At 69.0% G+C, this 25,980-nt stretch carries 22 protein-coding genes; 9 read left to right on the top strand and 13 right to left on the bottom strand.

Going from position 1 to position 25,980, the window contains the following annotated elements:
- Nucleotides 1-32: 32 nt before the first annotated feature.
- The 4 genes from SOM10_RS10690 to SOM10_RS10675 are packed head-to-tail and all read right to left on the bottom strand — an operon-like array spanning nt 33 to nt 3,950.
- On the bottom strand, nt 33-1,676 hold the full coding sequence (locus SOM10_RS10690) for a PTS mannitol transporter subunit IICB (protein ID WP_320489917.1): 1,644 nt from the start codon (nt 1,674-1,676) through the stop codon (nt 33-35).
- Nucleotides 1,673-3,358, bottom strand: coding sequence for a phosphoenolpyruvate--protein phosphotransferase (gene ptsP, locus SOM10_RS10685; protein WP_320489916.1), 1,686 nt, complete (start codon nt 3,356-3,358; stop codon nt 1,673-1,675). Before ptsP ends, SOM10_RS10690 begins: the two co-directional genes overlap by 4 nt.
- Nucleotides 3,355-3,636: an HPr family phosphocarrier protein gene (locus tag SOM10_RS10680; RefSeq protein ID WP_053096995.1), complete on the bottom strand. Its 282-nt coding sequence runs from the start codon at nt 3,634-3,636 to the stop codon at nt 3,355-3,357. Before SOM10_RS10680 ends, ptsP begins: the two co-directional genes overlap by 4 nt.
- The gene (locus SOM10_RS10675) at nt 3,633-3,950 is read right to left on the bottom strand and encodes a PTS sugar transporter subunit IIB (RefSeq protein WP_053096993.1); all 318 of its coding nucleotides are present in this window, start codon (nt 3,948-3,950) and stop codon (nt 3,633-3,635) included. Before SOM10_RS10675 ends, SOM10_RS10680 begins: the two co-directional genes overlap by 4 nt.
- Nucleotides 3,951-4,115: 165 nt before the next feature.
- Here SOM10_RS10675 and SOM10_RS10670 point away from each other — a divergent pair, with 165 nt between their 5' ends.
- On the top strand, nt 4,116-6,038 hold the full coding sequence (locus SOM10_RS10670; protein ID WP_056280070.1) for a BglG family transcription antiterminator: 1,923 nt from the start codon (nt 4,116-4,118) through the stop codon (nt 6,036-6,038).
- An 8-nt stretch (nt 6,039-6,046) separates the two neighbouring features.
- On the opposite strand, the gene SOM10_RS10665 is transcribed toward SOM10_RS10670, so the two are convergent.
- From SOM10_RS10665 to SOM10_RS10655, 3 genes are read right to left on the bottom strand one after another with little or no spacing between them, the layout of a single operon-like run.
- The gene (locus SOM10_RS10665; RefSeq protein WP_072591532.1) at nt 6,047-6,310 is read right to left on the bottom strand and encodes an HPr family phosphocarrier protein; all 264 of its coding nucleotides are present in this window, start codon (nt 6,308-6,310) and stop codon (nt 6,047-6,049) included.
- 5 nt (nt 6,311-6,315) lie between these two features.
- Nucleotides 6,316-7,950, bottom strand: a complete 1,635-nt coding sequence (locus SOM10_RS10660) for a phospho-sugar mutase (protein ID WP_320489913.1) — start codon at nt 7,948-7,950, stop codon at nt 6,316-6,318.
- A gap of 32 nt (nt 7,951-7,982) precedes the next feature.
- Complete coding sequence (locus SOM10_RS10655; protein WP_053096984.1) at nt 7,983-8,816, bottom strand: purine-nucleoside phosphorylase; 834 nt, start codon at nt 8,814-8,816, stop codon at nt 7,983-7,985.
- A 48-nt stretch (nt 8,817-8,864) separates the two neighbouring features.
- Between SOM10_RS10655 and SOM10_RS10650 the strand changes: the two genes are divergently transcribed.
- Entirely contained in the window at nt 8,865-10,319 is a 1,455-nt protein-coding gene (locus SOM10_RS10650; RefSeq protein WP_171821928.1) for an NAD(P)H-quinone dehydrogenase, read from the top strand.
- Nucleotides 10,320-10,391: 72 nt separating this feature from the next.
- Here the strand turns inward: SOM10_RS10650 and SOM10_RS10645 are convergent, their stop codons facing one another.
- Together SOM10_RS10645 and SOM10_RS10640 are read right to left on the bottom strand one after the other, a co-directional pair.
- Entirely contained in the window at nt 10,392-12,158 is a 1,767-nt protein-coding gene (locus SOM10_RS10645) for an acetyl/propionyl/methylcrotonyl-CoA carboxylase subunit alpha (RefSeq protein WP_056280083.1), read from the bottom strand.
- A gap of 78 nt (nt 12,159-12,236) precedes the next feature.
- A complete protein-coding gene (locus SOM10_RS10640) occupies nt 12,237-12,875 on the bottom strand; it encodes a nucleoside triphosphate pyrophosphatase (protein WP_320490737.1) in 639 nt (212 codons plus the stop codon).
- A 23-nt stretch (nt 12,876-12,898) separates the two neighbouring features.
- On the opposite strand from SOM10_RS10640, the gene SOM10_RS10635 reads away from it, so the two are divergent.
- The 5 genes from SOM10_RS10635 (at nt 12,899) to SOM10_RS10615 (ending at nt 18,554) form a co-directional block, all read left to right on the top strand.
- On the top strand, nt 12,899-14,128 hold the full coding sequence (locus tag SOM10_RS10635; protein ID WP_320489910.1) for a class I SAM-dependent RNA methyltransferase: 1,230 nt from the start codon (nt 12,899-12,901) through the stop codon (nt 14,126-14,128).
- Between the two features lie 40 nt (nt 14,129-14,168).
- A complete protein-coding gene (locus SOM10_RS10630; RefSeq protein WP_053096978.1) occupies nt 14,169-14,831 on the top strand; it encodes a response regulator transcription factor in 663 nt (220 codons plus the stop codon).
- Nucleotides 14,821-16,050 (top strand): ATP-binding protein, encoded by a 1,230-nt coding sequence (locus SOM10_RS10625; RefSeq protein ID WP_056280093.1) that lies wholly within the window; start codon nt 14,821-14,823, stop codon nt 16,048-16,050. Before SOM10_RS10630 ends, SOM10_RS10625 begins: the two co-directional genes overlap by 11 nt.
- Nucleotides 16,047-17,057, top strand: coding sequence for a hypothetical protein (locus tag SOM10_RS10620; protein ID WP_320489908.1), 1,011 nt, complete (start codon nt 16,047-16,049; stop codon nt 17,055-17,057). Before SOM10_RS10625 ends, SOM10_RS10620 begins: the two co-directional genes overlap by 4 nt.
- Before the next feature lie 297 nt (nt 17,058-17,354).
- Complete coding sequence (locus SOM10_RS10615) at nt 17,355-18,554, top strand: ROK family transcriptional regulator (protein ID WP_053096975.1); 1,200 nt, start codon at nt 17,355-17,357, stop codon at nt 18,552-18,554.
- 198 nt (nt 18,555-18,752) lie between these two features.
- Here SOM10_RS10615 and SOM10_RS10610 read toward each other — a convergent pair whose 3' ends face one another.
- From SOM10_RS10610 to SOM10_RS10595, 4 genes are all read right to left on the bottom strand, one after another.
- The gene (locus SOM10_RS10610; RefSeq protein ID WP_308418038.1) at nt 18,753-18,986 is read right to left on the bottom strand and encodes an acyl-CoA carboxylase subunit epsilon; all 234 of its coding nucleotides are present in this window, start codon (nt 18,984-18,986) and stop codon (nt 18,753-18,755) included.
- Nucleotides 18,983-20,572 carry an acyl-CoA carboxylase subunit beta gene (locus SOM10_RS10605; RefSeq protein WP_414683576.1) on the bottom strand — a complete coding sequence of 530 codons (1,590 nt, stop codon included), beginning with the start codon at nt 20,570-20,572 and terminating at the stop codon, nt 18,983-18,985. Before SOM10_RS10605 ends, SOM10_RS10610 begins: the two co-directional genes overlap by 4 nt.
- 108 nt (nt 20,573-20,680) lie before the next feature.
- The gene (locus SOM10_RS10600) at nt 20,681-21,655 is read right to left on the bottom strand and encodes a hypothetical protein (protein WP_056280098.1); all 975 of its coding nucleotides are present in this window, start codon (nt 21,653-21,655) and stop codon (nt 20,681-20,683) included.
- Nucleotides 21,656-21,735: 80 nt separating this feature from the next.
- Nucleotides 21,736-22,428 carry an NTP transferase domain-containing protein gene (locus tag SOM10_RS10595; RefSeq protein ID WP_053096968.1) on the bottom strand — a complete coding sequence of 231 codons (693 nt, stop codon included), beginning with the start codon at nt 22,426-22,428 and terminating at the stop codon, nt 21,736-21,738.
- A gap of 251 nt (nt 22,429-22,679) precedes the next feature.
- On the opposite strand from SOM10_RS10595, the gene SOM10_RS10590 reads away from it, so the two are divergent.
- Entirely contained in the window at nt 22,680-24,419 is a 1,740-nt protein-coding gene (locus SOM10_RS10590; RefSeq protein ID WP_320489906.1) for an ABC transporter ATP-binding protein, read from the top strand.
- On the top strand, nt 24,395-25,960 hold the full coding sequence (locus tag SOM10_RS10585) for a hypothetical protein (protein WP_053096967.1): 1,566 nt from the start codon (nt 24,395-24,397) through the stop codon (nt 25,958-25,960). Before SOM10_RS10590 ends, SOM10_RS10585 begins: the two co-directional genes overlap by 25 nt.
- The last annotated feature ends 20 nt before the right edge of the window (nt 25,961-25,980 follow it).

The raw sequence follows: 25,980 nt of genomic DNA, 5'->3' as shown, positions 1-25,980 counted from the left end.
CGGATGCCGCAGCACCCGCCCCGCCTGGTCTGTCACGCGTCGGTGTCGCGCTGTTCGCGCACCATCTCGACGACCTCTTCGTACTTCGGAGAGTTCATGAAGTTGTCGACGGACACGTGCACCGAGTTCGGCGACTGCGCCTTCGCCCGGTCGGTCAGCTGCTGCTGGGTGATGACCAGGTCGGCGCTGCCGTCGAGGTTCGCGATGGCCTGGTTCGTGACGGTGACGCCCTCGACCCCTGCCTTCTTGAACTTGTTGCGCAGCACGCTCGCGCCCATGGCCGATGAGCCCATTCCGGCGTCGCAGGCGAACACGATGTTCTCGATGCGACGGTCCGTGGCGACGCCCGTGCCAGCCGCAGCGGCTGCTCCGGCTGCTCCGGCAGCTCCCGTACCCGACGAGGCGCGAAGGGCGTCCATCGCGGCGGACGACTTGCCCTTGTTCGCCTCGGTCTGTGCGATCGCGTCGCCGAAGCTGTCGCCCTCGGCCTCGAGGTCGCGCTTGCGGGAGGCCCGCAGGATGACGCCGGTGATGAGGAACGTGACGACCGCGGCGATGATCACCGAGAGGTAGACCACGAGCAGGTTCGGGACGCCGGGGCCGACGGCGGCCGCGGTCACGGCGATGATGCTGCCGGGGGCTGCCGGGAACGCCAGGCCGCCTCCGAGCACCATGTTGGTCGTGACACCGGCCGCGCCACCCGCGATCAGGGCGAGGATGGTGGTCGGCTTGCTCAGCGCGTACGGGAAGTAGATCTCGTGGATGCCGCCGAAGAACTGGATGATCGCCGCTCCGGGCGCAGACGCCTTGGCCGCACCGACGCCGAAGAACGAGAACGCGAGCAGCAGACCGAGGCCCGGACCGGGGTTCGCCTCGATCAGGAAGAGGATCGACTTGCCGGTCTCGGCCGCCTGCTCGATGCCGAGCGGAGTGAACACGCCGTGGTTGATGGCGTTGTTCAGGAACAGCACCTTCGCGGGCTCCACGATGATCGACACGAGGGGCAGCAGGTTCAGCGCGACCAGCCAGTCGACGGCACCGCCGAGAACCGCGCTGATGCCGAGCATCACGGGACCGAAGGCGAAGAATCCCACGATCGCGAGGATCATGCCCAGGATGCCGGCCGAGAAGTTGTTCACCAGCATCTCGAAGCCGGGGCGGATCTTGCCGTCCCACATCCGGTCCATCTGCTTGGTGATCCAGGCCGCGAGCGGCCCCATGATCATCGCGCCGAGGAACATCGGGATGTTGGTGCCGACGATGACACCCATCGTCGCGATCGTCGCGACGACTCCACCGCGCTCGCCGTAGACCATGCGGCCCGCGGTGTTGGCGATGAGGAGCGGCAGCAGGTACGTGACCATCGGTCCGACGAGGCCCACGTACGCGAAGATGTTGCCGTCGGCGCCTTCGGCCACCGCGGTCATGGCGCCCTGCCAGCCGACCACTGCGGAATCGCCGCCGCCGCCGATGGTCTCGGCGACACCGGCCCAGTGCCAGCCGAACGGGCTCTCGGACCCGAAGAATCCGGCCGGGATGAAGAGCATCGTGATGAATCCCCACGCGATGAACGCGGCGATGTTGGGCATGATCATGCCCGAGAGGAACGTGCCGAAGCGCTGCACGCCCGTTCGGAGGCCGCCTGCCTTCGTGGCGGCGGGTGACGTCGTCGTCATGATGTCGTCTCTTTCTGGTGAGGGGGGAGGGGTGCCGCGGCGTCAGCCACGGCGAGGCGAGCACCGGCGGCGTCGTCTGCCGCCAGTGCGAGTTCGGCGAAGTTGCGGGCTTCGTCGAGAGTGTGCTGCGCCAGGGTGTGACGCACGTCCGCCAGGGCGGACGGCGCCATGGAGAGGCTCGTTGCGCCGAGCCCGACGAGCACGACGGCGAGCATCGGATCGGCGGCGGCCTCACCGCAGATCCCGACCGGCTTGCCGAGCCGGGCACCTGCCGTGCCGACCTCACGGATGAGACGGAGCACGGCGGGGTGCCACGGATCCTGGAACGCCGCGACGGAGCCGAGCAGACGGTCGGCGGCCATCGTGTACTGCGTGAGGTCGTTCGTGCCGATCGAGGCGAAGTCGGCGTGCGCGAGGATCCGGTCGGCGAGCAGCGCACTGGACGGGATCTCGACCATGACACCGGCGGTCTTCAGGCCGTACTCCCGGGCGAGCGAGGTGAAGTACTGCGTCTCCTCGACGGTCGCCACCATCGGCGCCATGACCCAGAGGTCCGCCTCGGTCGCGGCATCCGCTTCGGCGAGGGCCGTCAGCTGCTCGCGCAGGATGTCCTCGCTCGCCCGCAGAGCACGCAGCCCCCGCAGGCCCAGGGCCGGGTTCTCCTCGTGCGCGTCGTTGAGGAACGCCAGCGGCTTGTCGGCGCCGGCATCCAGCATCCTCACGACGACCTTCTTGCCGGGGAAGGCCGCGAGCAGCTCCCGATAGGAATCTCGCTGCTGCTGCACCGTCGGCGCCTGCGCCGACGAGAGGAACAGGAACTCGGTGCGGAACAGCCCGACGCCCTCGGCCCCGCGTTCGACGGCATCGGATGCGTCTGCAGGCTTCCCCAGGTTCGCCAGCAGCGGGATCGGCGTGCCGTCGGCGAGGGCGCCGGGAGTGAGTGGTGCGGCATCCGCCGAGCGGCGGGCGGCGGCGCGCTGCTCGGCGCGCGCCTTCTCGTCGTCGGTCGGATCGACGGTGACGATTCCGGCTGCGGCGTCGACGATGACCGGGCTGCCGGTCGCGAGCTCCGAGGCTGATGCCGCTCCGACGATCGCGACGATGCCCTTCTCGCGGGCGAGGATCGCGGTGTGCGAGGTGGGTCCGCCGTCGAAGGTGACGAGGGCGAGCACCTGATCGAGGTTCAGCAGCGCGGTGTCGGCCGGGGCGAGGTCGCGAGCGACGAGGACGAACGGATGCCCGGGGTCGGGGACCCCGGGCGCATCCACGCCGCGAAGCCGGGCGAGCACCCGCTGCGCGATGTCGTCGAGATCGGCGGCGCGCTCGCCGAGGTAGCCCCCGACCGCCTCGAGCGTCGCCCGGAAACCGGCGAACGCGTCATGCACGGCCCATTCGGCCGTCGCGCCGTCGTCGATGCGTGCGTCGACCTCATCCTGCAGCGTCGGGTCCTCGGCGATCATCGCCTGCGCCTCGAGCACCTCCTGCGCCGAGCCGCCGGCGGCCTCGCCGCGGGCCGTCAGCTCCTGTGCGACGGCCGTCACGGCCTCGCGGACACGTGTGCGCTCCGTGTCGGCTCCCTGACCGCTGGGGGTGTTCTCCGGGGCGGGCAGCGCCTCGGTCATCCGGACGACGACGCCCTGGGCGACTCCGAGACCGATGCCGACTCCACGCAGTTCGCTCATACTCCGGCGTCCTGATCATGGTCGGTCGTGAGCAGCTCGGTGAGCGTGTCGAGCACGCCTTCCGCGCTGTCGCCGTCGGCCGTCAGCGTGACGTAGTCGCCGTGCTCGATCGCCAGTGCGATCACGCCGAGGATGCTGGCCGCGTTGACCGCCTTCCCCGAGTCCTTCGCGATGGTCACGGGAATCCCCGAGTCCTTCGCCGCCTGTGCGAACAGCTTCGCCGGACGGGCGTGGAGTCCATGGGATGAGCCGATGCGGACGGTGCGAGAGACGGTCATGATGTTCCTTTCGGGGTGTTCCTGGCGCTGGAGACGATCGACTGTGCGAGCGCCAGCGTGCGGGTGCCGTCCCGATCGGCGAAGACGTCGTCGGGGAGCACGGCCACCTGAGCGGGCGCCGCCTGGCGGATCGCCTCGAGGCGATCGGCGAGATGAGGGCCGATGAGGATGAGGTCGTGGTCGCTGCCGGCGACGGACTGCTCCATGCCGGCTGCGGCGTCCCAGTCGAGGCCGGCTTCGGAAGCCGCGCGGCGGAGTCGTTGCGCGACGAACGTGCTCGACGCGCCAGCGCCGCACACCACGAGGATCTTCATCGATGCTCACCTTTCCTGAGAACAGTCTGGGAACAAGGGGGGTGTGCTCGCCAACAGGTTCCTTTCCGCCCCTGCGGAACCTCGGTTTCGGAGCACCGCTCCCCGCTTGCTGACATCATGGAAGTCACGTCAGGACAGTGCGGTCGGCACGGAGGAGGGAGCATCATGTCGCGACAGCGTCAGGATCAGCTTCTGTCGTCCCTGCTCCGTCAGGGCGAGTGGGTGACGGCCGCCAGTCTCGCCGATCAGCTCGGGGTCACCCCGCGCAGCATCCGCTCGTACGTCGCCGCGCTGAACGCGAGAACCGGTGGAGCGGATGCCGTCGAGTCGGGCCCGGCGGGATACCGCGCCGGGTCGGGGGCTCGCGACGCACTGCGCACGCGTCAGAGCGGCGACTCCGCCCCGCGTGACCGACTGCACGGTCTCGTCCGCACCCTGCTCGATGTGCCGGAAGGTGTCGACGTCTTCGCCACGGCCAGTGCGCTCCATGTGAGCGAAGCCACTCTCGAGGCGGACCTCGCCCGCGTCCGCACACTGCTCGACGGCACCGATCTCGCACTCGAGAGAGACCGCGAGATCGTGCGATTGCGAGGCAACGAGGCGGCACAGCGTCGTCTGCTGTCGCGACTCGCACATGACGAGATGGATGCCGCGTCGTTCCACCCCGAGACGTTCCGCCGAGCGCTCGCCGGAGGAGTCATCGCCGCCGACGCCGTCGGGCCTTTCAAGTCCGAGCTCGTGCGCGAACTCGGAGAACAGGGCTACTACGTCAACGAGCTCGCGATCTCCGATGTCCTTCTGCACATCGCGATCGCCGCCGAGAGGGTTGCGGCCGGCCACGCGCTCGAAGCCGGTCCTGCCGGTGCGCGGGAGGAGATCCCGCGGGTCGGGGCTGTGATCGCCCGGCTCGCCCAGCAGCACTTCTCGGTCGCGCTGGGCGACGGGGACAGCGGGCATCTCGCGTCCCTCGTCCTCACGCGCATCGTGGCTCCGGGGGAGGACGCTGCGGGCGATGTCGCCCGCAGCGGCGTGGACCCGGGTGTCGAGGCGGCCGTGCGTGCGGAGATCGCGAGGGCGGCGGAGGATTTCCAAGTCGACCTGGTCGACGAGACCTTCGTGCTGCGCCTCGCCCTGCACGTGCAGAACCTGATGCGTCGCGCCGAGGAGAGCGCGCTGACCCGCAATCCGCTCACCCGCTCGCTCAAGACCTCGTATCCGATGATCTTCGAGGTCGCGGTCTCGATCGCCAGCGGACTGCACGATCGCCTCGGCACGCCGATCCACGACGACGAGATCGCCTACATCGCGATGCACGTCGGCGGACGACTCGAGCGCAGCCGCAAGGCCGAGTCGATCCTCACCGCGACCATCGTGTGCCCGGGGTATTACGAGCTGCACGAGCTGCTCCGATCGAGCGTCGACCGCTCGCTCGGGTCCGCGATCGAGGTGACCAGCGTCATCACCAAGGTCGACCCGGACTGGGCGTCGTTCGACACCGACCTGGTGCTCAGCACGATCGAGCCGGGCGCTGCCGGCGATCGCTTCGTCCGCATCCAGCCGTTCCTCACGGATGCCGATGTCGACCGGATCCAGCAGGCCGCGGCACGCGTCCGGCGGGGCCGACGCCTCACCAGGCTCCGTGGCGAGCTCGCACGATACTTCGATGCCGACGCCTTCGTCTATCCGCTGCCCGATGCGGGGGAGGAGGCGATCATCCGGCGACTGGGCGGTCTCCTCGTGGATGCGGGGCTGATCGGCGACGACTACGTCGAGAACACCATCCTCCGCGAACGGATGTCGTCGACGGCGTTCACAGACGCGCTCGCGGTGCCGCACGCGCTCCAGATGACCGCCACGCGCACCGCGATCGCGATCGGCGTGACGGACGGGTCGGCAGCGTGGGGTGAGGGCCGCGTGCAGGTGGTCGCTCTCGCCGCCTTCAGCGAGAGCGACCGCGCCGCGTTCCAGACGGTGTTCGAGCAGCTCGTCGAGGTGTTCAGCGAACGGGAGAGCGTGCAGCGAATCCTCCGCAGGGGCACCACCTTCGAGGCGTTCCTCGACGAGCTCGTCGCCGTCATCGACGGGTGACCGCCGGGTCAGCCCCGAGGGTCGAGGACGCCGGCGAGGGTGTCGAGCACGGCGTCGGCGCCGGCCGAGTCCGCCGTCTCGAGCACCACGGCATCGCCGGGCGCGAGTGCGAGGTCCATCAGCGCGAGAACGCTGCTGAGGTCCACGACCGCGCCCGACGACGTCCGCAGGGTCACCGCGTGCGAATGCGCCTGCACGAGCCGCACGAGCTCGGCGACGGGGCGCGCGTGCACCCCGTTGTGCGCGCTGATCACGACATGTCTTCTCGGCATGCGGCCTACGAGCGTTCTTCCAGGAGCAGGCGCACCGCGGCCTCGAGCTCGGCGACGGTCGCGGTGGCGCGCTCCGCGGAGTCCGCGGCCGCGTCGATGTAGACCTTGAGCTTCGGCTCGGTGCCGCTCGGACGGACGATGATGCGCGAGCCGTCCGTGAGCCGGTACCGCAGCACGTCGCCCGAGGGCTGCCCTGCGTCCGCGTGCAGCAGATCCTCCGCGGAGGCGATCGCGTGGCTGCCGAAGTGCGTCGGCGGCAGCGTGCGCAGCGAGAGCATCACGGTGCCGATGACCGAGAGGTCCTGCACGCGGACCGGCACCTGACCGCTGGCGAAGTGACCGTACGTGTCACCGAGCTCGGACAGCAGGTCGGCGAGAGAGCGTCCGCGCTCGTGCGCCTCGGCGGCGAGTCCGAGGATCGCGACGGTCGCCGAGATCCCGTCCTTGTCGCGCACGGTCTCGGGATTCACGAGGTAGCCGAGTGCCTCCTCGAAGCCGAAGACGATGCCGGGGGCGCGGGAGATCCATTTGAAGCCCGTGAGCGTCTCGTGGAAGTCGAGCCCGTGATGGGCGGCGACGGCACCGAGGCCGGGCGATGAGACCAGGGAGCACGCGAGCGATGCACCCGGCGTGCCCTCGGCCGCCCTGGCGGCGCGAGCGCCCAGGAGGAGCCCGACCTCGTTGCCGGTGAGTCGCCGCCATCCGCCCTCCGACGACGCGTCCGGGATCGCCACCGCGAGTCGGTCGGCATCCGGATCATTGGCGATGATGAAGTCCGCCTGCACGCGGCGGGCCCGGGCGAAGGACAGGTCCATCGCCCCCGGCTCCTCCGGGTTGGGGAACGACACGGTGCGGAACGTCGCGTCGGGTTCGAGCTGCTCTCCGACGACCATCGGCTGAGGGTATCCGGCGGCCGCGACGATCTTCGACAGCGTCTCCCAGCCGACCCCGTGCATAGCGGTGTAGACCCAGCGCAGATCGGACGCGCCCGCTGGTGCGGGAGCGACCGCCGCTGTCGCGGCGACGTACGCGTCGACCACGGCTTCGCCGGCCGTCTCATAGTCGGTGGAGCGAGGCAACGACGTGACGTCGTCCGCATCGGCGACTCGCTGGATGTGCGCGGCGATCTCGGCATCGGCGGGTGCGACGATCTGCGAGCCCTGATCCGCGCCGCCCAGATAGACCTTGTATCCGTTGTCGTTCGGCGGGTTGTGCGACGCGGTCACCATGACACCGGCATCCGCACCCAGGTGACGCACCGCGAACGCGAGCACGGGCGTGGGCAGCAGTCTCGGCAGCAGGATCGCGCGCAGCCCTGCTCCGGCGAACAGCTCGGCGGAGTCGGTCGCGAACACGCGGGAGTTGCGGCGTCCGTCAAAGCCGATCACCACGGTCGGCGTGCGGCCGTGCGACTTCTCGCGCAGGTACGAGGCGAACCCGGCGGCCGCCTGCGCGACGAGCACGCGGTTCATGCGGTTGCTGCCGGCCCCCAGGGCTCCGCGGAGACCGGCGGTGCCGAACGCGAGTCGGGTGCTGAAGCGATCATCGAGGTCGGCGGCGGCCGACTCGTCGCCATCGGCTGCCCGCGTGATGACCACGGCCAGCTCGTCGCGGGTCTCGTGATCGGGGTCCTGTCTCATCCACGCGCGCGCCTGCGCGAGACGCTCGTCGTTCACAGCGCCTCGACCACTCGGGCCAGCAGCGCCGAGATGACCGGTTCGGCCTCTCGACCGGCCTCGATGACCTCAGCGTGGCTGAGCGGCGTCTTCTGGATGCCGGCGGCGAGGTTGGTGATGAGCGAGAACCCGAGGATCTCCATACCGGCCTCGCGAGCGGCGATCGCCTCGAGCGCTGTCGACATTCCCACGATGTGTCCGCCGATGTGCTTGGCCATCTGCACCTCGGCCGGCGTCTCGTAATGCGGGCCGCGGAACTGCGTGTACACGCCCTCGTCGAGCGTGGGGTCGACGCTCCGGGCGATGTCGCGCAGACGCGTCGAATAGAGGTCGGTGAGGTCGATGAAGGTCGCGCCCTCGAGAGGGGAGTCGGCCGTGAGATTGATGTGGTCGCTGATCAGCACGGGCTGGCCGGGAGTCCACGTCTCGCGCACTCCGCCGGCGCCGTTCGTCAGCACCATGATCTTGGCGCCCGTGGCCGCGGCGGTGCGCACCGAGTGCACGACACGGCGCACGCCGTGGCCCTCGTAGTAGTGGGTGCGGGCACCGATGACGAGGACGTTCTTGCCATCGGGAGTGCGGATGCTGCGCAGGGTGCCCACGTGGCCCTCGAGAGCGGGCTTCGAGAAGCCGGTGACCTCGGTGGCGGGGATGGTCGCCGTGGTCTCGCCGATGATGTCGGCGGCCTTGCCCCAGCCGCTGCCGAGGGTCAGGGCGATGTCGTGCTTCTCGACTCCGGTCAGGCGCGCGATGTCGGCGGCTGCGTCGGCTGCGACCTCGAACGGGTTCGCATTCGGGTCGTCGAGGGGGTTGCTGTGTGTTTCAGACATGGATCCACTCTAGGAAGGTGCAGGCTCCGGGGCCAGGATTGCGGAAGAATGGAGATCATGTCTTCCACCCCTTTTGAGCGCACACAGCGCGTCGCCGTCCTCGGCGGCGGTCCCGGCGGTTATGAGGCGGCCCTCGCGGCCGCTCAGCTCGGAGCCGAGGTGACCCTGGTCGAGCGTGTGGGCGTGGGCGGAGCGGCAGTGCTCACCGATGTCGTCCCCTCGAAGAGCCTGATCGCCACGGCGGATGCCGCGGTCGCGATCTCGGAGGCCTCCGACCTCGGAGTGCAGTTCTACGCCAAGGGCGAGCACGGCAAGCCGCTCAAGCCCGAGATCGCCATCAACCTCGCCGCGGTGAACAAACGTCTGATCGCGCTCGCGGGTCAGCAGTCCGAGGACATGCGCACGACGCTGCTCGAGGCCGGCGTGCGCATCCTGTCCGGCCACGGCCGTCTGGAGGGACCGACGGCGATCGTGGTCTCGACCGGGCAGAAGGGCACCGACTTCGACCGCGTCGAGGCCGACACGATCATCGTGGCGGTGGGCGCGTCGCCGCGCGAGCTGGATTCGGCCAAGCCCGACGGCAAGCGGATCCTCACGTGGACGCAGCTCTACGACATGAAGGCGCTTCCCGAGCACCTGATCGTGGTCGGCTCCGGTGTGACGGGCGCCGAGTTCGCGTCCGCCTACATGAACCTCGGCGCCAAGGTCACGCTGATCTCCAGCCGCGAGCAGGTGCTGCCGGGTGAGGACCAGGATGCCGCGCACGTTCTCGAGAAGGTCTTCAAGCGCGGCGGGATGACGGTGCTCTCCAAGGCCCGCGCCGAGAAGGTCGAGGTCACCGAGGACGGCGTGCGCGCGACGCTCTCCGACGGCCGCACGGTCGAGGGGAGCCACTGCCTCATGGCGGTCGGCTCGATCCCGAACACCGCTGGCATCGGTCTCGAAGACGCGGGAGTCGAGCTCGACGAGACCGGGCACGTGCGGGTCAACCGCGTCGCGCGCACCTCTGTGCCCAACGTCTACGCCGTCGGCGACTGCACGAACTTCTTCCCACTCGCCTCCGTCGCGTCTATGCAGGGCCGCACGGCCGTGTTCCACGCGCTGGGCGACATCGTGATCCCTCTGGAGCTGATCAAGATCACCTCCAACATCTTCACGGCGCCCGAGATCGCCACGGTCGGCTATTCCGAGAAGGACGTCGAAGACGGCGTCGCGGACGGCCTCGTCTACAAGCTGCCCCTCGCCGCGAACCCTCGGGCCAAGATGATGGGCATCAAGGACGGTTTCGTGAAGCTGATCGCACGCAAGGGATCCGGCACCGTGATCGGCGGCGTGATCGTCGCGCCCAAGGCCTCCGAGCTGATCTACCCGATCGCGGTCGCCGTGGAGCGTCGTCTGACGGTCGACCAGGTCTCCCGCGTCTTCGCGGCATACCCGTCGCTGTCGAGCAGCATCACCGACGCGAGCAGGGCGATGCACCTCGTCAACGCGAACATCTCGTAGATCGCCCCGGCGCGGATCAGACGAGAAAGGCGCCCCGCAGCAGCGGGGCGCCTTTCTCGTGTGCGAGGGCGGTCAGCTGATCGTGAGCAGCTGGTGTCCGGCCGAGACCGTCGCACCGGCGACGGCGCCGATGTTGCCGATCGTGCCGTCCTTGTGAGCCTGCAGCGGCTGCTCCATCTTCATCGCCTCGAGGACGACGACCAGATCGCCCTTGACGACCTGCTGCCCCTCTTCGACGGCGACCTTGACGACGGTGGCCTGCATCGGCGACTTGACGGCGTCTCCCGATGCGCCGGCGCTGACCGAGGTCGCGTGGCTGCGGCGGGACGGCGGAACCGCGGCCGGTCGTCCTGCCGTGCCGGCCGCCACCGCGACGCGATCGGGAAGGCTGACCTCGAGGCGCTTGCCGCCGACCTCGACCACGACGGTGTGCCGGTTCTCGCCGGCGGAGGGCGACTCGAGCTCGCCGTCCCAGGCGGGGATGTCGTTCTCGAACTCGGTCTCGATCCAGCGGGTGAAGATGCCGAACTCGCCGTTCTCCGCGGTGAACGCGGGGTCGTTCACGACCTTGCGGTGGAACGGGAGCACGGTGGGCAGACCTGCGACCTCGAACTCCTCGAGGGCGCGGCGCGAGCGCTCCAGAGCCTCGGCGCGGTCCTTGCCGGTGACGATGATCTTCGCGAGAAGCGAGTCGAAGGCGCCCGAGACCGAGTCGCCCGCGGTGACGCCGGAGTCGAGGCGGATGCCGGGTCCGCCGAAGGTCTTGAAGACGTGGATCGGACCCGGCTGCGGGAGGAACCCTCGACCGGGGTCCTCGCCGTTGATGCGGAACTCGATCGAGTGTCCGGTCGGCTTCGGGTCGTCGTAGTCGATCGTGCCGCCGGCGGCGATGCGGAACTGCTCGCGCACCAGGTCGATGCCGGTGACCTCCTCGGAGACGGGGTGCTCGACCTGCAGACGGGTGTTGACCTCGAGGAACGAGACGGTGCCGTCGGCGCCGATCAGGAACTCGCAGGTGCCTGCGCCCACGTAGCCGACCTCCTTGAGGATGGCCTTCGACGCGGAATAGAGCAGGTCGTTCTGCTCGTCCGTGAGGAACGGCGCGGGTGCCTCCTCGACGAGCTTCTGGTGGCGGCGCTGCAGCGAGCAGTCGCGCGTCGAGATGACGACGACGTTGCCCTCGGCATCCGCCAGGCACTGGGTCTCGACGTGCCGCGGCTTGTCGAGGTACTTCTCGACGAAGCACTCGCCGCGGCCGAAGGCGGTGACCGCCTCGCGGGTGGCGGATTCGAAGAGCTCCGCGACCTCGTCGAGCTCGCGGGCGACCTTCAGGCCGCGACCGCCGCCGCCGTACGCGGCTTTGATCGCGATCGGCAGACCGAACTCCTTCGCGAAGGCGACGACCTCGTCGGCCCCGGAGACGGGTCCCGGCGTTCCGGGAGCGAGCGGCGCGCCGACCTTCTCGGCGACGTGGCGGGCGGTGACCTTGTCGCCGAGCGCCTCGATGGCGTCGGGGGAAGGCCCGATCCAGGTCATCCCCGCACCGATGACGGCGCGGGCGAATTCGGCGTTCTCGGCGAGGAAGCCGTATCCGGGGTGCACGGCGTCGGCGCCGGCGCGGCGGGCGACCGAGAGGATCTTCTCGATCTGCAGGTAGGTCTCGGCGCTCGTGGCGCCGCCGAGGGCATAGGCCTCGTCGGCGAGGCGGGTGTGCAGAGCGTCGCGGTCCTGGTCGGCGTACACGGCGACGGAGGCGATCCCCGAGTCGCGAGCGGCACGGATGATGCGGACGGCGATCTCGCCGCGGTTGGCGATGAGCACCTTGGCGATATCAGGCATGCTTGCCAGCCTAGCGAGAAGGCTCCCGTTCGCTTTGACGACTCTCCACAAGAAAGAGGCAGAAACGTCGACGAGACTCTACGACCAGAGGTCGGTCCACGTGACGCCGAGATCGGCGGCGAGGCGGCGCACGGTCGACAGCGACATCCCGACCACCGTCGACGGGTCGCCGTCGACGCGGGTGATGAAGGCGCCGCCCAGACTGTCGACCGTGAACGCACCGGCGACGAGCAGGGGCTCACCCGAGGCGACGTAGGCGGCGATCTCGGCATCCGTGACGTCATCGGCGAAGGTCACCGAAGCCTCGGCCGTGGCGGTGGCTTCGACCGGGTCGGTGCCCGGCGAGACACGGAAGACCGAGTGCCCCGAGTGCAGGATGCCGGTGGCCCCGCGCATCTCCTGCCAGCGTCTGGTCGCCTCCTCGGGCGTGTAGGGCTTGCCGTACACGCGCCCGCCTAGTTCGAACATCGAGTCTCCGCCGATCACGATGCCGTCGAAGTCGCCGTCCGCAGAGAGGCGCTGCGCGACGTCCGCCGCCTTCGCCCGAGCGAGCAGGAGCACGAGGTCCGCCGGAGTCAGCTCCGCGCCCCGTTCGGCCGCGGCAGCGGCGGCGACCGCATCCTCATCCACTCCCGGCGACTGGGTCAGAGGCTCGATACCCGCCTGACGCAGCAGCATGAGGCGGGCGGGAGAGGTGGAGGCCAGGCAGACGCGCATGTTCACCACCGTATCCTCGAAGGATGACTTCCTCCCCAGTCCTGCTCGATCTGGACATCACCGGCATCGCGCACGGCGGCACGTTCATCGCCCGACACGAAGGCCGGGTCGTCTTCGTCTCCGACGCCATCCCCGGTGAGCGGGTCCGCGCGCGGCTCACCGAGGACTCCACGGGTGAGTCCAAGAGCTTCTGGCGTGCCGAGACTGTCGAGGTCCTGGACGCCTCGCCGCATCGTCGCCCCCACATCTGGGCGGAGGCCGACGTCTCCCGCGCGCCCGAGAACCGGCCGGGGGGCGCCGACCTGGGGCACATCGATCTCGCGCATCAGCGCGTGCTCAAGCGTCAGGTGCTCACCGAGGCGCTCGATCGTTTCGCCGGACCCGGTCTCGAGGCTCCCGAGATCGAGGCCGTGGACTCGACCGACGGAACCGGCTGGCGCTCCCGGGTGACCCTGCACGTCGACGACCAGGGGCGCGTCGGACCCTACGCCGCTCGCAGCCACCGGGTGATCCCGGTCAGCTCCCACCCGCTCGCGCGTCCGGCGGTCGCACAGGCGGCCCTCCGTCTCGCGGGTGGCGAGGCGGGCAGCGTCGACCTGGTCGAACCGGGCGACGGCCAGGTGCGGGTCATCCGACGAGATCGCCTCGACGAGCGACCGGCCAGGGGGCAGCACCGCCGCCCGGCGCCCGAAGTCGTCTACGAGCAGGTGGGCGATCGCCGGTTCCAGGTCGACGCCGGTGGATTCTGGCAGGTGCACCCGCGAGCCGCATCGGTGCTCGACGGCGCCGTCTACGGCATCCTCGACGGGCACGTCGATCCGGAGGCGACGCACTTCGACCTCTACGGAGGAGTCGGGCTGTTCGCCGCATCGCTCGCAGACCTCGGTGGCACCGACATCGTCACCGTCGAGTCCAGCAGGCGGGCGACGACTCACGCGCAGCAGAACCTCGCGCCCCTCGCCGTGAATGCCGTCACAGCACGGGTCGACCGCTATCTCGCCGGTCTCCCCTCCGACACGCGAGCAGGAGCGGTCGTACTCGATCCGCCGCGTGCCGGTGCCGGACGCGCGGTGGTCGATGCACTGAACTCTCTCGCCCCCGAGGCGATCGCCTACGTCGCGTGCGACCCTGTGGCGTTGGCGCGGGACCTCGGAACCTTCCGCGACCACGGGTGGAACGTGGGGACGCTGCGCGGCTTCGACCTGTTCCCGCACTCGCATCACTTCGAGGTCGTCGCGCTGCTCACCCGGTGATCGTGATCTGCGGGGGCTGAGTACTCAGTAGGCTGGGCGGATGAGCAGGGTCGCACTCATCGACGATCACGAATCCGTCCGCCTCGGTCTCGAGGCGGCGTGCGCTCGTGACGGAGAGCAGACCGTCGTCTTCTCCGGCAGCACCGTCGTGTCCTACCTCGAGTGGAGGTCGACGACGTCGTCGCAGCCTGCCGACGTGGTGGTGCTCGACCTCACCCTCGGAGACGGCACCACGGTGACCGAGAACGTCCGGTCTCTCGTCGCCGACGGCGCGAGCGTCGTGATCCACAGCGTCGCCGATCGACCGGCGGCCGTGCGCGAGGCCCTCGCTGCCGGTGCCGCCGGCGTCGTGAGCAAATCCTCTGCGCTGGACGACGTGCTCGACGCCATCCGCACTGTCGCGCAGGGCGAAGCCCTCAACAACGTCGAGTGGGCGAGCGCTGTCGACGGGGATCGCGACTTCGCGGACGCCCAGCTGTCGACACGCGAGCGGGAGGTGCTCCGGCTGTATGCGACCGGCCTGCCGCTGAAGGCCGTGGCCGAGCGCCTCGGCGTCGCGTACTCGACCGCCAAGGAGAACATCACCCGGATCCGGGTCAAGTACGTGGAGGTCGGGCGACCGGCCCCGACGAAGGTCGACCTTCTGCGGCGAGCGATGGAGGATGGGATCGTCGCCGCAGACGGGGCGCCGAGTGGCCGCTGACCCGCTCAGCATCCGGGAGGCATGGAGCAAGATCCCTTCGCCCGGCAGCGTGGAGACCGAGTTCGAGCGCTTCACCGGCAAACGCATGGAGCGCATCCTCGCCACGGTCGTCGCGATCGGATCGGGTGTTCTCGGCGCACAGGCACTGATCGCGGGGGTCACGACGACGGGATCGGATGCCGCGCGCATCACGATGCTGCTCGTGGTCTTCGTGCCGCTGATCGTCATGCTCGTCGCGTGCGTCATCGGACGTGGCGTCAGGACCGCGTCTGGCGCGTTCGCCATCGTGTACACACTCGCGCTCGCCGCCTGGCCGAGTCTGGTCGACCCTGTGGGCAGAGCCGCCGACCAGCCGTGGATCTTCTTCCTCGTCAACGTGGGCGTCGTGGCTGCGATGCTCGCCTTCCCTCTGTGGCTGCAGTTCGTCTGGGCGGTGTGCCTGCCGTTCGTCTACGGCTATGTCCGCCTCGTCGAAGGCGATTTCTCGCGAGACTTCTGGGTGACGACGGCGTTCGACGTGTCGTTCACCCTGATCCTCGGATGCGTCATCATCGCGTTGGGATGGATGTTCCGCTCGGTCGCCGCGGGTGTCGATGAGGCCCGTGCCCGAGCCGTCGCGTCGTACGCGGGCGCAGCGGCAGCCGCCGCAGCCGAGGAGGAGCGTGCGGCGATGTCGGCGCTCATGCACGACAGCGTCCTCGCAGCGCTGATCGCGGCGGAACGGGCCGAAGGCGATCGGGCGCAGGACCTCGCCGTGGGGATGGCCCGGGAGGCTCTCACCCGCCTGGCGAACACCGAGGCCGCGGTGGCCCAGGAGGGCAGCGACGAACCGGTGGGCGCCGCTCAGATCGTCGTCGAGCTCCGTCGTGCCCTGTCCGAGCTCGGGGCGGATGCGATCGTCGAGGAACGGGGAGGGATCGGCCTGATCCCCGGGCGCGCCGCGAGAGCACTCGTGCTCGCCGCCAGACAGGCGCTCGGCAACGCGGTCACCCATGCGGGTGGGCGCGGGCTGCACATCCTCGTCGAGGGCCGCGGTGACGAGGGGATCACGGTGACGATCACGGACACCGGCCCAGGATTCGATATCGGGGCGATCGGCGCCGACCGCCTCGGGATCAGAGCGTCGATCTTCGCACGGATGGCCGGGGTGGCGGGCACCGCCGAGATCGATTCGAGAGAGTGCGGCACCACCGTGACGCTGGGCTGGGAGCGGCCATGAATCGCACGGTGCGCAGTGTCGCGACGTCACTCGCGGTGGGCTTCGCGATGTACTTCGCCGCGAGAGGGGTGTGGTGGATCGAGCAGCCCTCCGCGCCGCTGCTGATGGTCGCGGCGATCGCGCTGTACCTCGTCGTCGTCAACGTCGCGATCCTCTGGGACTCGGCGATCTCGGTGCGGATGCCGCTCTGGGCGGCGCTGCTGACGCTCGTCTCGAGCGTCCTCATTCCGATTCTCGTGACGCTGTCACTCGATCCGCTGACACGCACGGCGCCGTTCGCCACCTGGTACATCGGTGCGCTCGGTCTGATGGGCGTGGTGTGCATCGTCCGGCGCCGCTTCGTGATCGGCTGGCTGGTGGTGCTCGTCCTCGTCGCCACATCGTCGGTGTATCTGGGTGTCTTCGTGGCGCTGTCCCTCGGCCTGGTGGGCTCGCTCGTGTGGGTCGCGATCGCTCACCTCCTGGTGATCTTCTGGGACAGAGCCGTCCGCGACACCGAGCGCCTCGCCGGCATCCAGCAGGCGGTGTCCGCCTGGCACGCGACCCAGCAGGTGCGCCAGAAGGAACGTCGTCTGCGCACGCAATTTGCGCTGGCGGTCGCGGGGCCGGTGCTCAGTCGCACCGTCGCATCGCGTGGCGCGCTGAGCGAGGAGGAGCGACTGCAGGCGCGTCTGGCGGAAGGTCGCCTGCGCGACGAGCTCCGGGGAGCCGATCTGCTCAACGATGCGGTGCGGGATGCGATCGAGGACGCGCGTCGCCGCGGTGCCGTCGTCACCGTCTTCGACGAGGGCGGCTTGGACGACGTCGATGAGGGACGACGCGCGATGATCCGCGACGAGCTCGCCCGGGTGCTGCGCGATGCGGATGCGGAGCGGTGGATCATCCGAGCGGCCAGGGATGCTCACACGGCCGTGACGGTGGTCGGCCGGGCCGGCGCCGGCGGGCAGAGCGACGACGATGCCGTCGACGTGTGGCACGAGATTCCGCGAGACGCGCCACGCCTGTGAGGTCCCTTCCTCGGCTCTGGCCGGGGGAGGGGGTCAGAGTCGAGGTCAGACAGAGTGGGCGAGGGGCGGCGAATCCGCCAGCCCCTCGCCGTGCGGACCAGTTACCCGAAAACCGTCCGCTGGTGGCCGGTCTGCGTCTATCTACCCTGGGACAGAGAGACCAGCCGAACGCGAAGCGTCTTACTCAGTCTCATGGTTAGTCAAGTCGTTGTCTGTAGGTATTTTGGGGGACACGGAATCGACGCCGGTGCGAGATGATGAGGCATGGGAATGCGTCGCGGAACCAATCTCCCCCGCATGGGTGACTTCAACCAGTCCGTCATCCTCGAGGCCATCCGCCGGTCCGGAGAGGGACTCAGCCGGATCGAGCTCGTCGATGCGACCGGCCTCTCGGCGCAGACGATCACGAACATCACCCGTCGCCTTCTCGACGAGGGGCTGATCACCGAAGCAGGGCGGACCATCAACGGGCCCGGCAAGCCGCGAGTCACGCTGCGCCTGGTCGCGGAGAGTCGTTTCTCGGTGGGGGTGCATCTCGACCCGTCGGTGATCACCTTCGTGCTGCTGAACATGTCCGGTGCGGTGATCGCACGACGAGTCGTGCGCACGCACGACCGGGACCCGCACCGCATCGTCGAGACGATGGCGCAGACGATCGATGGCCTCGTCGACGAGGCCGGCATCGATCGCGCACTCGTCGCCGGGGTCGGCGTCGCTGCCCCCGGGCCGCTCGACGCGGCGAAGGGCACGGTGGTGGACCCCCCGAAGCTCGACGGATGGCATCGGGTGCCGCTGCGTTCCGTTCTCGCAGAAGCGACGGGCTTCGAAGTCACGCTGGAGAAGGACACCACTGCCGCCGCAGTGGGGGAGCTGTGGACCGGCTCCGCGACAGCCGAGGACTCGTTCCTGTTCGTCTACCTCGGCACGGGGCTCGGGGCCGCCGCAGCGCGTGAGGGGGTTGTGGTCACAGGCAGCACCCACAACTTCGGCGAGATCGGCCACATCATGGTCGACCCAGACGGGCCGCCCTGCGCGTGCGGCTCGCGAGGATGCGTCGAAGTGGTATGCACCCCGCAGGCGATCGTCGAGCAGGCGGAGGCGGCCGGGGTGTTCCGCGATGAGCCGGACGACGGAGGTGCGCGCGGAGTGGAGGAGCGGTTCGCCCGTCTGTGCGAGCTCGCTTCCGCGGGCGAGATCCGCGCACTGGGCGTTCTGCGTCGCTCTGCCGAACATCTCGCAGTGCTGATCTCGGTGCTCACGAACATCCTCGATGTCGATCGTGTGGTGCTCGGCGGGCCGTTCTGCGCCCCTCTGTCCGAGGTCTATCTGCGCGAGATCCCAGAGCAGCTGAACCGTCGCAGTGCGACGAGGTCGGTTCGGGCCTTGCGCGTCGACAGCGCGGTGGTGGGAGAGGATGTCGGTGCCGTGGGGGCCGCCTGCGTCGTGCTCGACGCGGTGCTCACGCCTCGAGCATCCGACCTCTACCTCGAGGATTGAACGGAGCCATCAATTCGCATACCGGTATATCGGTTGGAGCGCCCTCAGTGATTACTCCAGTCGATGTATTATCGAAGAGATGCGCCGTCTGGGGTTTACAGGTGCCAGGGGCGACGGCCCCGCATCAATCGGAGGGTCGTCTGCGTGGCCCGGTAGCTGGGGGGCTCCGGGTCTCGCAGACTCTCCGATGCGAGGGCGTCAGCGTGCGAAGCGGCCCCACGGGATGTCTCGTCGCAGTGCGCGTCGCAGCGGTCGCTGGGTGCGGGCCCACGCCGATACACGAGGCTCCTCGGCCACGGCATCCGCCGCCTCCTGCGAGTAGGCGTCGCTCACCACGGCGATGAGAGCGGCGAGCTCCTCCTCGGTCGCAACGCCCCGGGTGATCTCCATCGTCGGGAGCTGGCGCTCGTCCGACGTCGCGGGCTCGGTCACAGCGGGATGTTCCCGTGCTTCTTGGGGGGCAGCTCGGCGCGCTTCCCGCGGAGGGCTCGGAGCGCCTTGGCGATCGAGACTCGGGTGTTCGCCGGTTCGATGATGCCGTCGATCTCGCCGCGTTCGGCGGCGAGGAACGGCGAGGTCACGCTGTAGGTGTACTCGTTCGCGAGCCGCGTGCGCACGGCGGCGACGTCCTCGCCGGCCTCTTCGGCACGCTTGATCTCGCCGCGGTAGAGGATGTTGACCGCACCCTGGCCGCCCATCACGGCGATCTCCGCCGTCGGCCAGGCGAGGTTGACATCGGCGCCCAGCTGCTTCGATCCCATCACGATGTAGGCGCCGCCGTAGGCCTTGCGCAGGATGACCGTGACCAGCGGCACGGTCGCTTCCGCGTAGGCGTAGATGAGCTTGGCGCCGCGGCGGATCACGCCGGTCCACTCCTGATCGGTACCGGGGAGATACCCGGGCACGTCGACGAGCGTGACGATAGGGATCGAGAACGCGTCGCAGAACCGCACGAATCGGCTGGCCTTCTCACCCGCCTCGATGTTGAGCGTTCCGGCCATCTGGGACGGCTGGTTGGCGATGATCCCGACCGAGCGCCCTTCGACCCGGCCGAAGCCGATCACGATGTTCGGCGCGAAAAGCGGCTGGACCTCGATGAAGTCTCCCGCGTCGACGACGTGCTCGATGACCGTGTGGATGTCGTACGGCTGATTGGGGGAGTCGGGGGTGATCGTGTTCAGAGAGCGATCGGCATCCGTGGTCTCCCACTCGAAGCCGCTCTCGTACGCGGGGATCTCCGCCATGTTGTTGTCGGGGAGGAAGCCGAGGAGCGTGCGGGCGTAGTCGATCGCGTCGTCCTCGTCCTCGGCGAGGTAGTGCGCGACACCCGAGCGAGTGTTGTGCGTGAGGGCTCCTCCGAGCTCCTCCATGCCGACGTCCTCGCCGGTGACCGTCTTGATGACGTCCGGACCGGTCACGAACATCTGGCTGGTCTTGTCGACCATGATCACGAAGTCCGTCAGAGCGGGGCCGTAGACGGCTCCACCGGCGGCCGGGCCCATGATGATCGAGATCTGCGGGATGACCCCCGACGACCGAGTGTTCAGGCGGAAGATCTCGCCGTACTTGCTGAGGGCGAGCACGCCCTCCTGGATCCGGGCTCCGCCGGAGTCGAGGATGCCGATGATCGGCATACCGCCCGACAGCGCGAACTCCATGATCTTGATGATCTTGTCGCCGGAGACCTCGCCGAGAGATCCGCCGAACGTGGTGAAGTCCTGCGAGTACACCGCGACCGTGCGGCCGTGGATCGTGCCCACACCCGTCACGACGGAATCGCCGTAGGGCCGGTTGCGATCCATGCCGAACGCGGTGGTGCGATGGCGCACGTACTCGTCGAACTCGACGAAGCTTCCGGGGTCGACGAGCAGTTCGATGCGCTCGCGGGCGGTCATCTTGCCCTTGGCGTGCTGCTTCTCCTGCGCGACCTTCTCGGCGTCGACAACGGCTTCGTTGTAGCGAGCGCGGAGGTCTGCGATTCTGCCGGCGGTGGTCGAGAGTTCGGGCTTGTCCGTCACGGATTCCACCCTATCGTCGCGGTGGCCCCGTCCGTTGGATGCTCGCTACAACGGGTCGTCAGATCCTTTGGCGGCTCTCGTGAACCCCGCGTGTCCCGAGGGCGGCCGTCACTCGCGGTGTTCGGCACCGAGCGTGCCCGGCAGGTCGTGGGTGCCGGCCTGCTCGATCTCGCCGACGTCCTTGTTGCGGCCACGTCCGACCGACGCGATCTTGCGTCCCGCCCAGCCGACGCCGCGGACCGCCGATCCGGCCGCTCCGGCCACGGCGCCCCCGACGAACTGGGCACCGTGCAGCATTCGCAGCTCCATCTTCTCTGCGCCGGCGACGGGCTCCAGCTCGAGCGGCATGTCCAGAGGTGCCGCTCCGAATGCGTGGTGCGACGTCGTCAGCACGCGGCGTCCGAGAATGTGGTTGCCCGCGCCTCCGACGGCCGCGCCGACGCCGAACGGCAGTGCCTTCCCGATGAACGAGGCACCGCCCTTCGCCGCGAACTGCTTCACGAACATGCTCTTCAGTCGATCCACGAGGGGGCCGACGGCAGCGCGCGGCAACGACTTCGTCACCATCTCGCCCCAGTACGACGACCTCGAGCCGCCGCGGCCGGTGGCCTCGCCTGCCAGCTGTCCGACGAGGGCCACGCCCTCCTTGCCGAGCATGAGGGTCATCACCAGCGCGCGGGCCCGGTCGGGGTTCGACACCGCGATGCCATGGACCTCTGCGACGGACTGCGCGAAGAGCGCCGTCGATTCGACGAAGCCCACCGTCTCGACTCCGGAGAGGGCGAGCGTGATGCCGGTGCCGATCCCCGGCACGACGGCGGTCGCTCCGACCGCCGCGCCGCCCGTGGTCACCGCCGCGAGATAGCGCCGCTCGAGGATGCGGATGATCTGCTCGGGCGAAGCGTGCGGGTTGCGCAGGCGGATGCTGCGGATGTGCGCCAGCACGAGCGGGCGCTGGATCGCGAGAACGCGGTCCAGCCCGCGGACCATCAGCGGATGCTCGGCCGAGCCGACGGGCGGCACCCCCCTGTCCCACGCGGCGTCGTCGGGGAGGGAGTGGATCTTGTGCACCTTGGGGGCCATGGATCGATCCTAGGAAGCCAGGCCGCGAAAAAGCCGAAAGCCCGGCTCCCTTGACGGGGCCGGGCTTTCGTGGAAGGCGATCAGACGAACAGGTTCGCCCGCTCGAGGTCCTCGGCGAAGTCGACCTCGACCGCGTAGAGATCGGAGACGTCCATCGGCTCGAGGAGCAGGCCGTCTTCGGCGATCGCGAGCTCGAGGCCGCGCTCGAAGTAGTCCTGGTCTTCGACGCGCTGCAACTGGCGCATGAACGCCTTCTTGTCTGCGGAGGAGATGTAGTTGATGCCCACAGCCTCACCGAGACCGCCCTTGACGGTCTTCGACAGCTCGTTGATGAAGCCCTCGGCCGTGACCGTGTACTTCACCTCCTCGTCGCTGACTTTGGAGGTGTTCACCGTGACGAAGGACTGGTCGCGCTCGATGTAGGCCGCAGCGCGGCCCAAGATCATCGGGTCGAACACCACGTCGCCGTTCATCCAGAGCACGCCCGACTTGCCGGTGGCGCCGAGAGCGCGCAACAGGCTCTTCGACGTGTTGGTCTCGTCGTAGCGCTCGTTGTGCACGTAATTGACGTTCGGGAACGCCTCGATGATGGTCTCTGCGCGGTACCCGACGACGGCGGTGATGCGGGCGTCCGATCCGAAGGCGGCGCGGATGTTGTCGTGCTGCTGGCGCATGATCGTGCGGCCGTCGCTCAACTCCGTGAGCGGCTTCGGCAGCGCGCGGCCGAGGCGTGAGCCCATGCCTGCTGCGAGGATGACGGTCTGAAGAGTCACGAGTGCTCCTAAATGAAGTATGTGTTCATGGTCGGTTCACCGACCGGACACTTCGTCGTGCCGAGAGCCATGCTAGCGATCCCGCCTGAGAACCCGCGGGGGTTGACATCGCTGTGGCCAATTCGTGATCCAGTACACACCCAACACTCAGATTCGTCCAGATCCGGAGTGAAATGTCCAACGGGTTCACCAGGTCGGCGAAATGTTGCGGTGACCCGAAGAAATCCTGCCCCCGTTGATACCGTAGGACGGTGACTGCTTCTTCCCCCGACGATCCCGCTGCTCAGGCGGTCGACGCCACGCCCGCCGCCCCGAAGAAGACTTCCGCTCGCGCGACGCCTGCCAAGAAGACGGGTGGAGCGCGCGTTCCCTCCAAAGCTGCGGCGGACAAGGCCGCGGTCACCGTCGAGGTGGTCGCCGAACCGGCGCTGAAGATCGACCGGACCACCGAGAGCGGCGCTCCGCGATCGGCGGCATCGAAGAAGACCACCGCCGCTCGCACGACTGCCGCCAAGAACGCGACCCGCGGCACGACCGCCCGCGCGGCTGGGGCGAAGACGTCATCGGCGCGATCCGCCGCTGCGAAGACCACCGCTGCGAGGACCACCGCCGCGAAGACGGCTGCGGCGAAGACCGCTGCTGCGAAGACCTCAGCCGCGCAGGGATCCACTCCGGCCGCCAGGGCGGCCGCGGCGAAGACGGTCGCCGCCAAGGCTGCGGTGGAGAAGAGCGCGTCGGCGAAGTCCGCAGCACGCACTTCCGCGGCGAAGACCACGGCGGCCAAGGCCGCGGCCGCGAAGTCCGCCGCGGCGAAGACAGCTGCCGCGAAGGCTGCTGCGGCCAGGGCCAGGGCCAAGGCCGAGGCCGAGGCCGAGGCGGACGCTCAGGTCGAGAGCGAAGCGGCGATCGAGATCGAGATGCCGGCTCCTGCCCACGTTCAGGGAGACGAGCCTGAGGCTGCAGCCGAGGGGGCGAAGACAGATCTGCCCGCTCCGGCGGAGGAGACCCCTATGAACGACGCCGCACCGGTTGTCGACGCGACGCCGGTCGACGACGCCACGCCGGTCGACGACGCCACGCCGGTCGACGACGCGACGGCGGACGTCGCCGACGCCACCGCGTCTGCAGAAACGGCATCCGCCGACGAGAGCACGACATCCGAGATCTCCGAGCCGGTGTCCGATGCGGACGCGACCGAGGAGGCTGTCACCGGAGTCGAGGCGGCCTCCGGTGCGGAGGCCATCCGCATTCGGGGCCTCGTCAAGAACTTCGGGGATCACACCGCGGTCAACGGCATCGACCTGACGGTGCCTGCAGGTTCGTTCTACGGCATCGTCGGTCCCAACGGCGCCGGCAAGACGACGACCCTGTCGATCGTCGCCGGGCTGCTGCGCGCCGATGCAGGCGACATCGTGATCTGCGGCATCGATCAGTCGGCGAAGCCTCTTGCCGCGAAACGCATGATGGGTGTGCTGCCCGACCGGCTCCGCACGTTCGATCGACTCACCGGGCGGCAGCTGCTCTACTACTACGGGCTCCTGCGGGGGCTCGCCTCGGCGGTCATCGAGAAGCGCGTCGCCGATCTCGCGCGCGCGTTCGATCTCGGAGAGGCGCTCAATCGCGTCGTCTCCGACTATTCGGCCGGTATGACCAAGAAGATCATGCTCGCGGGAGCCATGATCCACTCGCCGAGGGTCCTGGTGCTCGATGAGCCGTTCGAGGCCGTCGATCCGGTGTCCTCCGCGGTCATCCTCGACATTCTGCGCGCCTATGTCGCGCACGGCGGAACGGTGGTGCTCTCGAGCCACGGGATGGATCTCGTCGAGCGGGTCTGCTCGCGCGTCGCGATCATCGTCGGGGGAGAAGTGCTCGCCGAGGGCACCATCGACGAGGTCCGCGCAGGCCAGACGCTCGAAGCGCGGTTCGTCGAGCTGTCCGGTGGCATCGGCGAGGTGGAGGGGCTCGAGTGGCTGCACACGTTCTCCGACTGAGAGCAGCGCTCCTGATCGGATCGCTCCGCGGCGAACGTCGGGTACGGACGCTCATCATGCTCGCCGTCGTGGCGATTCTCACGGGTGTGGTCTGCGCGGCGATCCTCAGCCTCGACGACGCACCCGTCGCTGTCGCGCGCACGGTCATCGTCCTCGGCAGCGCGGCACTGCTCCTGGGATTCCTGGTGGGTCCCATCCTCGTGGGTGCCGTGGATCAGCTGGATCCCCGCAGATTCGCCGTGTTCGGGGTCGACGAGCGGCAGATGCCATGGATCCTCGCGCTCGCCTCACTCGTCAGCGTTCCCAGCCTGGCTCTCATCGCTGTGAACATCAGCGTGTGCATCGTGGCGATCAGGCTCGGAGCGCCGTGGTTCATCGCGGTGCTGATGAGCGTCGTCTGCCTGTTCTCGACGGTGCTTGCGGCGCGTATCGGCATGGCGGTGAACGCGCTGCTGCTGCCGGAGCGTCGATCGCGCGAGCTCACCGCCCTCTTCGCGCTGGCCGTGATCGTGATCGCATTCCCCGTGGCCGTGTTCCTCGCCTCGCTCAAGTGGGACGGGCAGGTCCCCGCCGCAGTGGGGGCACTGACGGCGACGATCGGGTTCACCCCTTTCGCCGCATCGTCGAGGTTCCTGTTCTCGTTCGCGACGGATGACGATGCCGGCAACTGGATCAGCGGGATCGTGGCCCTCCTCACCGCGGTGGTGCTCTGGGCGGTGTGGTCGTGGCTGGTTCGCAGACTGCTCACCACGACCGAGCGTCCTGTGGCCTCTCGCGAGCGCTCCGGTCTCGGCTGGTTCGGCCTGCTTCCGTCGAACGCCTTCGGTGCGATCGCGTCTCGCAGCCTCGTCTACTGGCTGCGTGACCGCCGCTACATCATGAATCTCATCGTGGTCCCGATCGCCGGCGTGCTGTCCGTCCTGCCACTCCTCGTCGCGGGCGTGCCGCTCGAGATCGCCGCTCTCGTGCCCGTTCCGGTGATGGCCCTGTTCTTCGGCTGGCTGCCGCACAACGATGTCGCCTACGACTCCACCGCACTGTGGACGCACGTGGCGAGCGGCGTGCGCGGCATCCCCGATCGTCTGGGCCGACTCGTCCCGGTGATGCTCGTGGCCGTTCCCGTGCTCGCGATCGCTGTGCCTCTCACGATGCTCTGGATCGATGACTGGCGTCTCCTTCTGCCCCTCACCGGCCTCGGGGCCAGCCTGCTGCTGTCGGCGCTCGGCTTCTCGAGCATCGTCTCTGTCATCGCGCCGTACGCCGTGTCGCGTCCCGGAGACAGCCCGTTCCAGCAGCCTCAGCGGCCGACGTCGCGTGGCGCGTACGGTCCTGCTGCGGCGTTCCTCGGAGCGATCCTCGTGAGCGTGCCGACCATCTGGCTGCTCGTGCTCACGATGCTCGAGGGATCGCAGTTCGCCCCCGCGACGTTCTGGGCCGGACTCGCGACAGGGGTGGCGCTCTTCGCGATCGGTGTCGGCGTCGGCGGGCGGATCTTCGAGCATGAGGGCGAGCGACTGATGGAGTTCGTCGAGACCGCGTGACGACCGCCCAACCGGGTGCG

It is taken from the genome of Microbacterium sp. CFBP9023 (assembly GCF_034045055.1).
In the GTDB taxonomy this organism is placed as follows: Bacteria; Actinomycetota; Actinomycetes; order Actinomycetales; family Microbacteriaceae; genus Microbacterium.
Note: the sequence above shows the minus strand (reverse complement) of the source record. Positions and strands in the feature narration are given on the sequence as shown.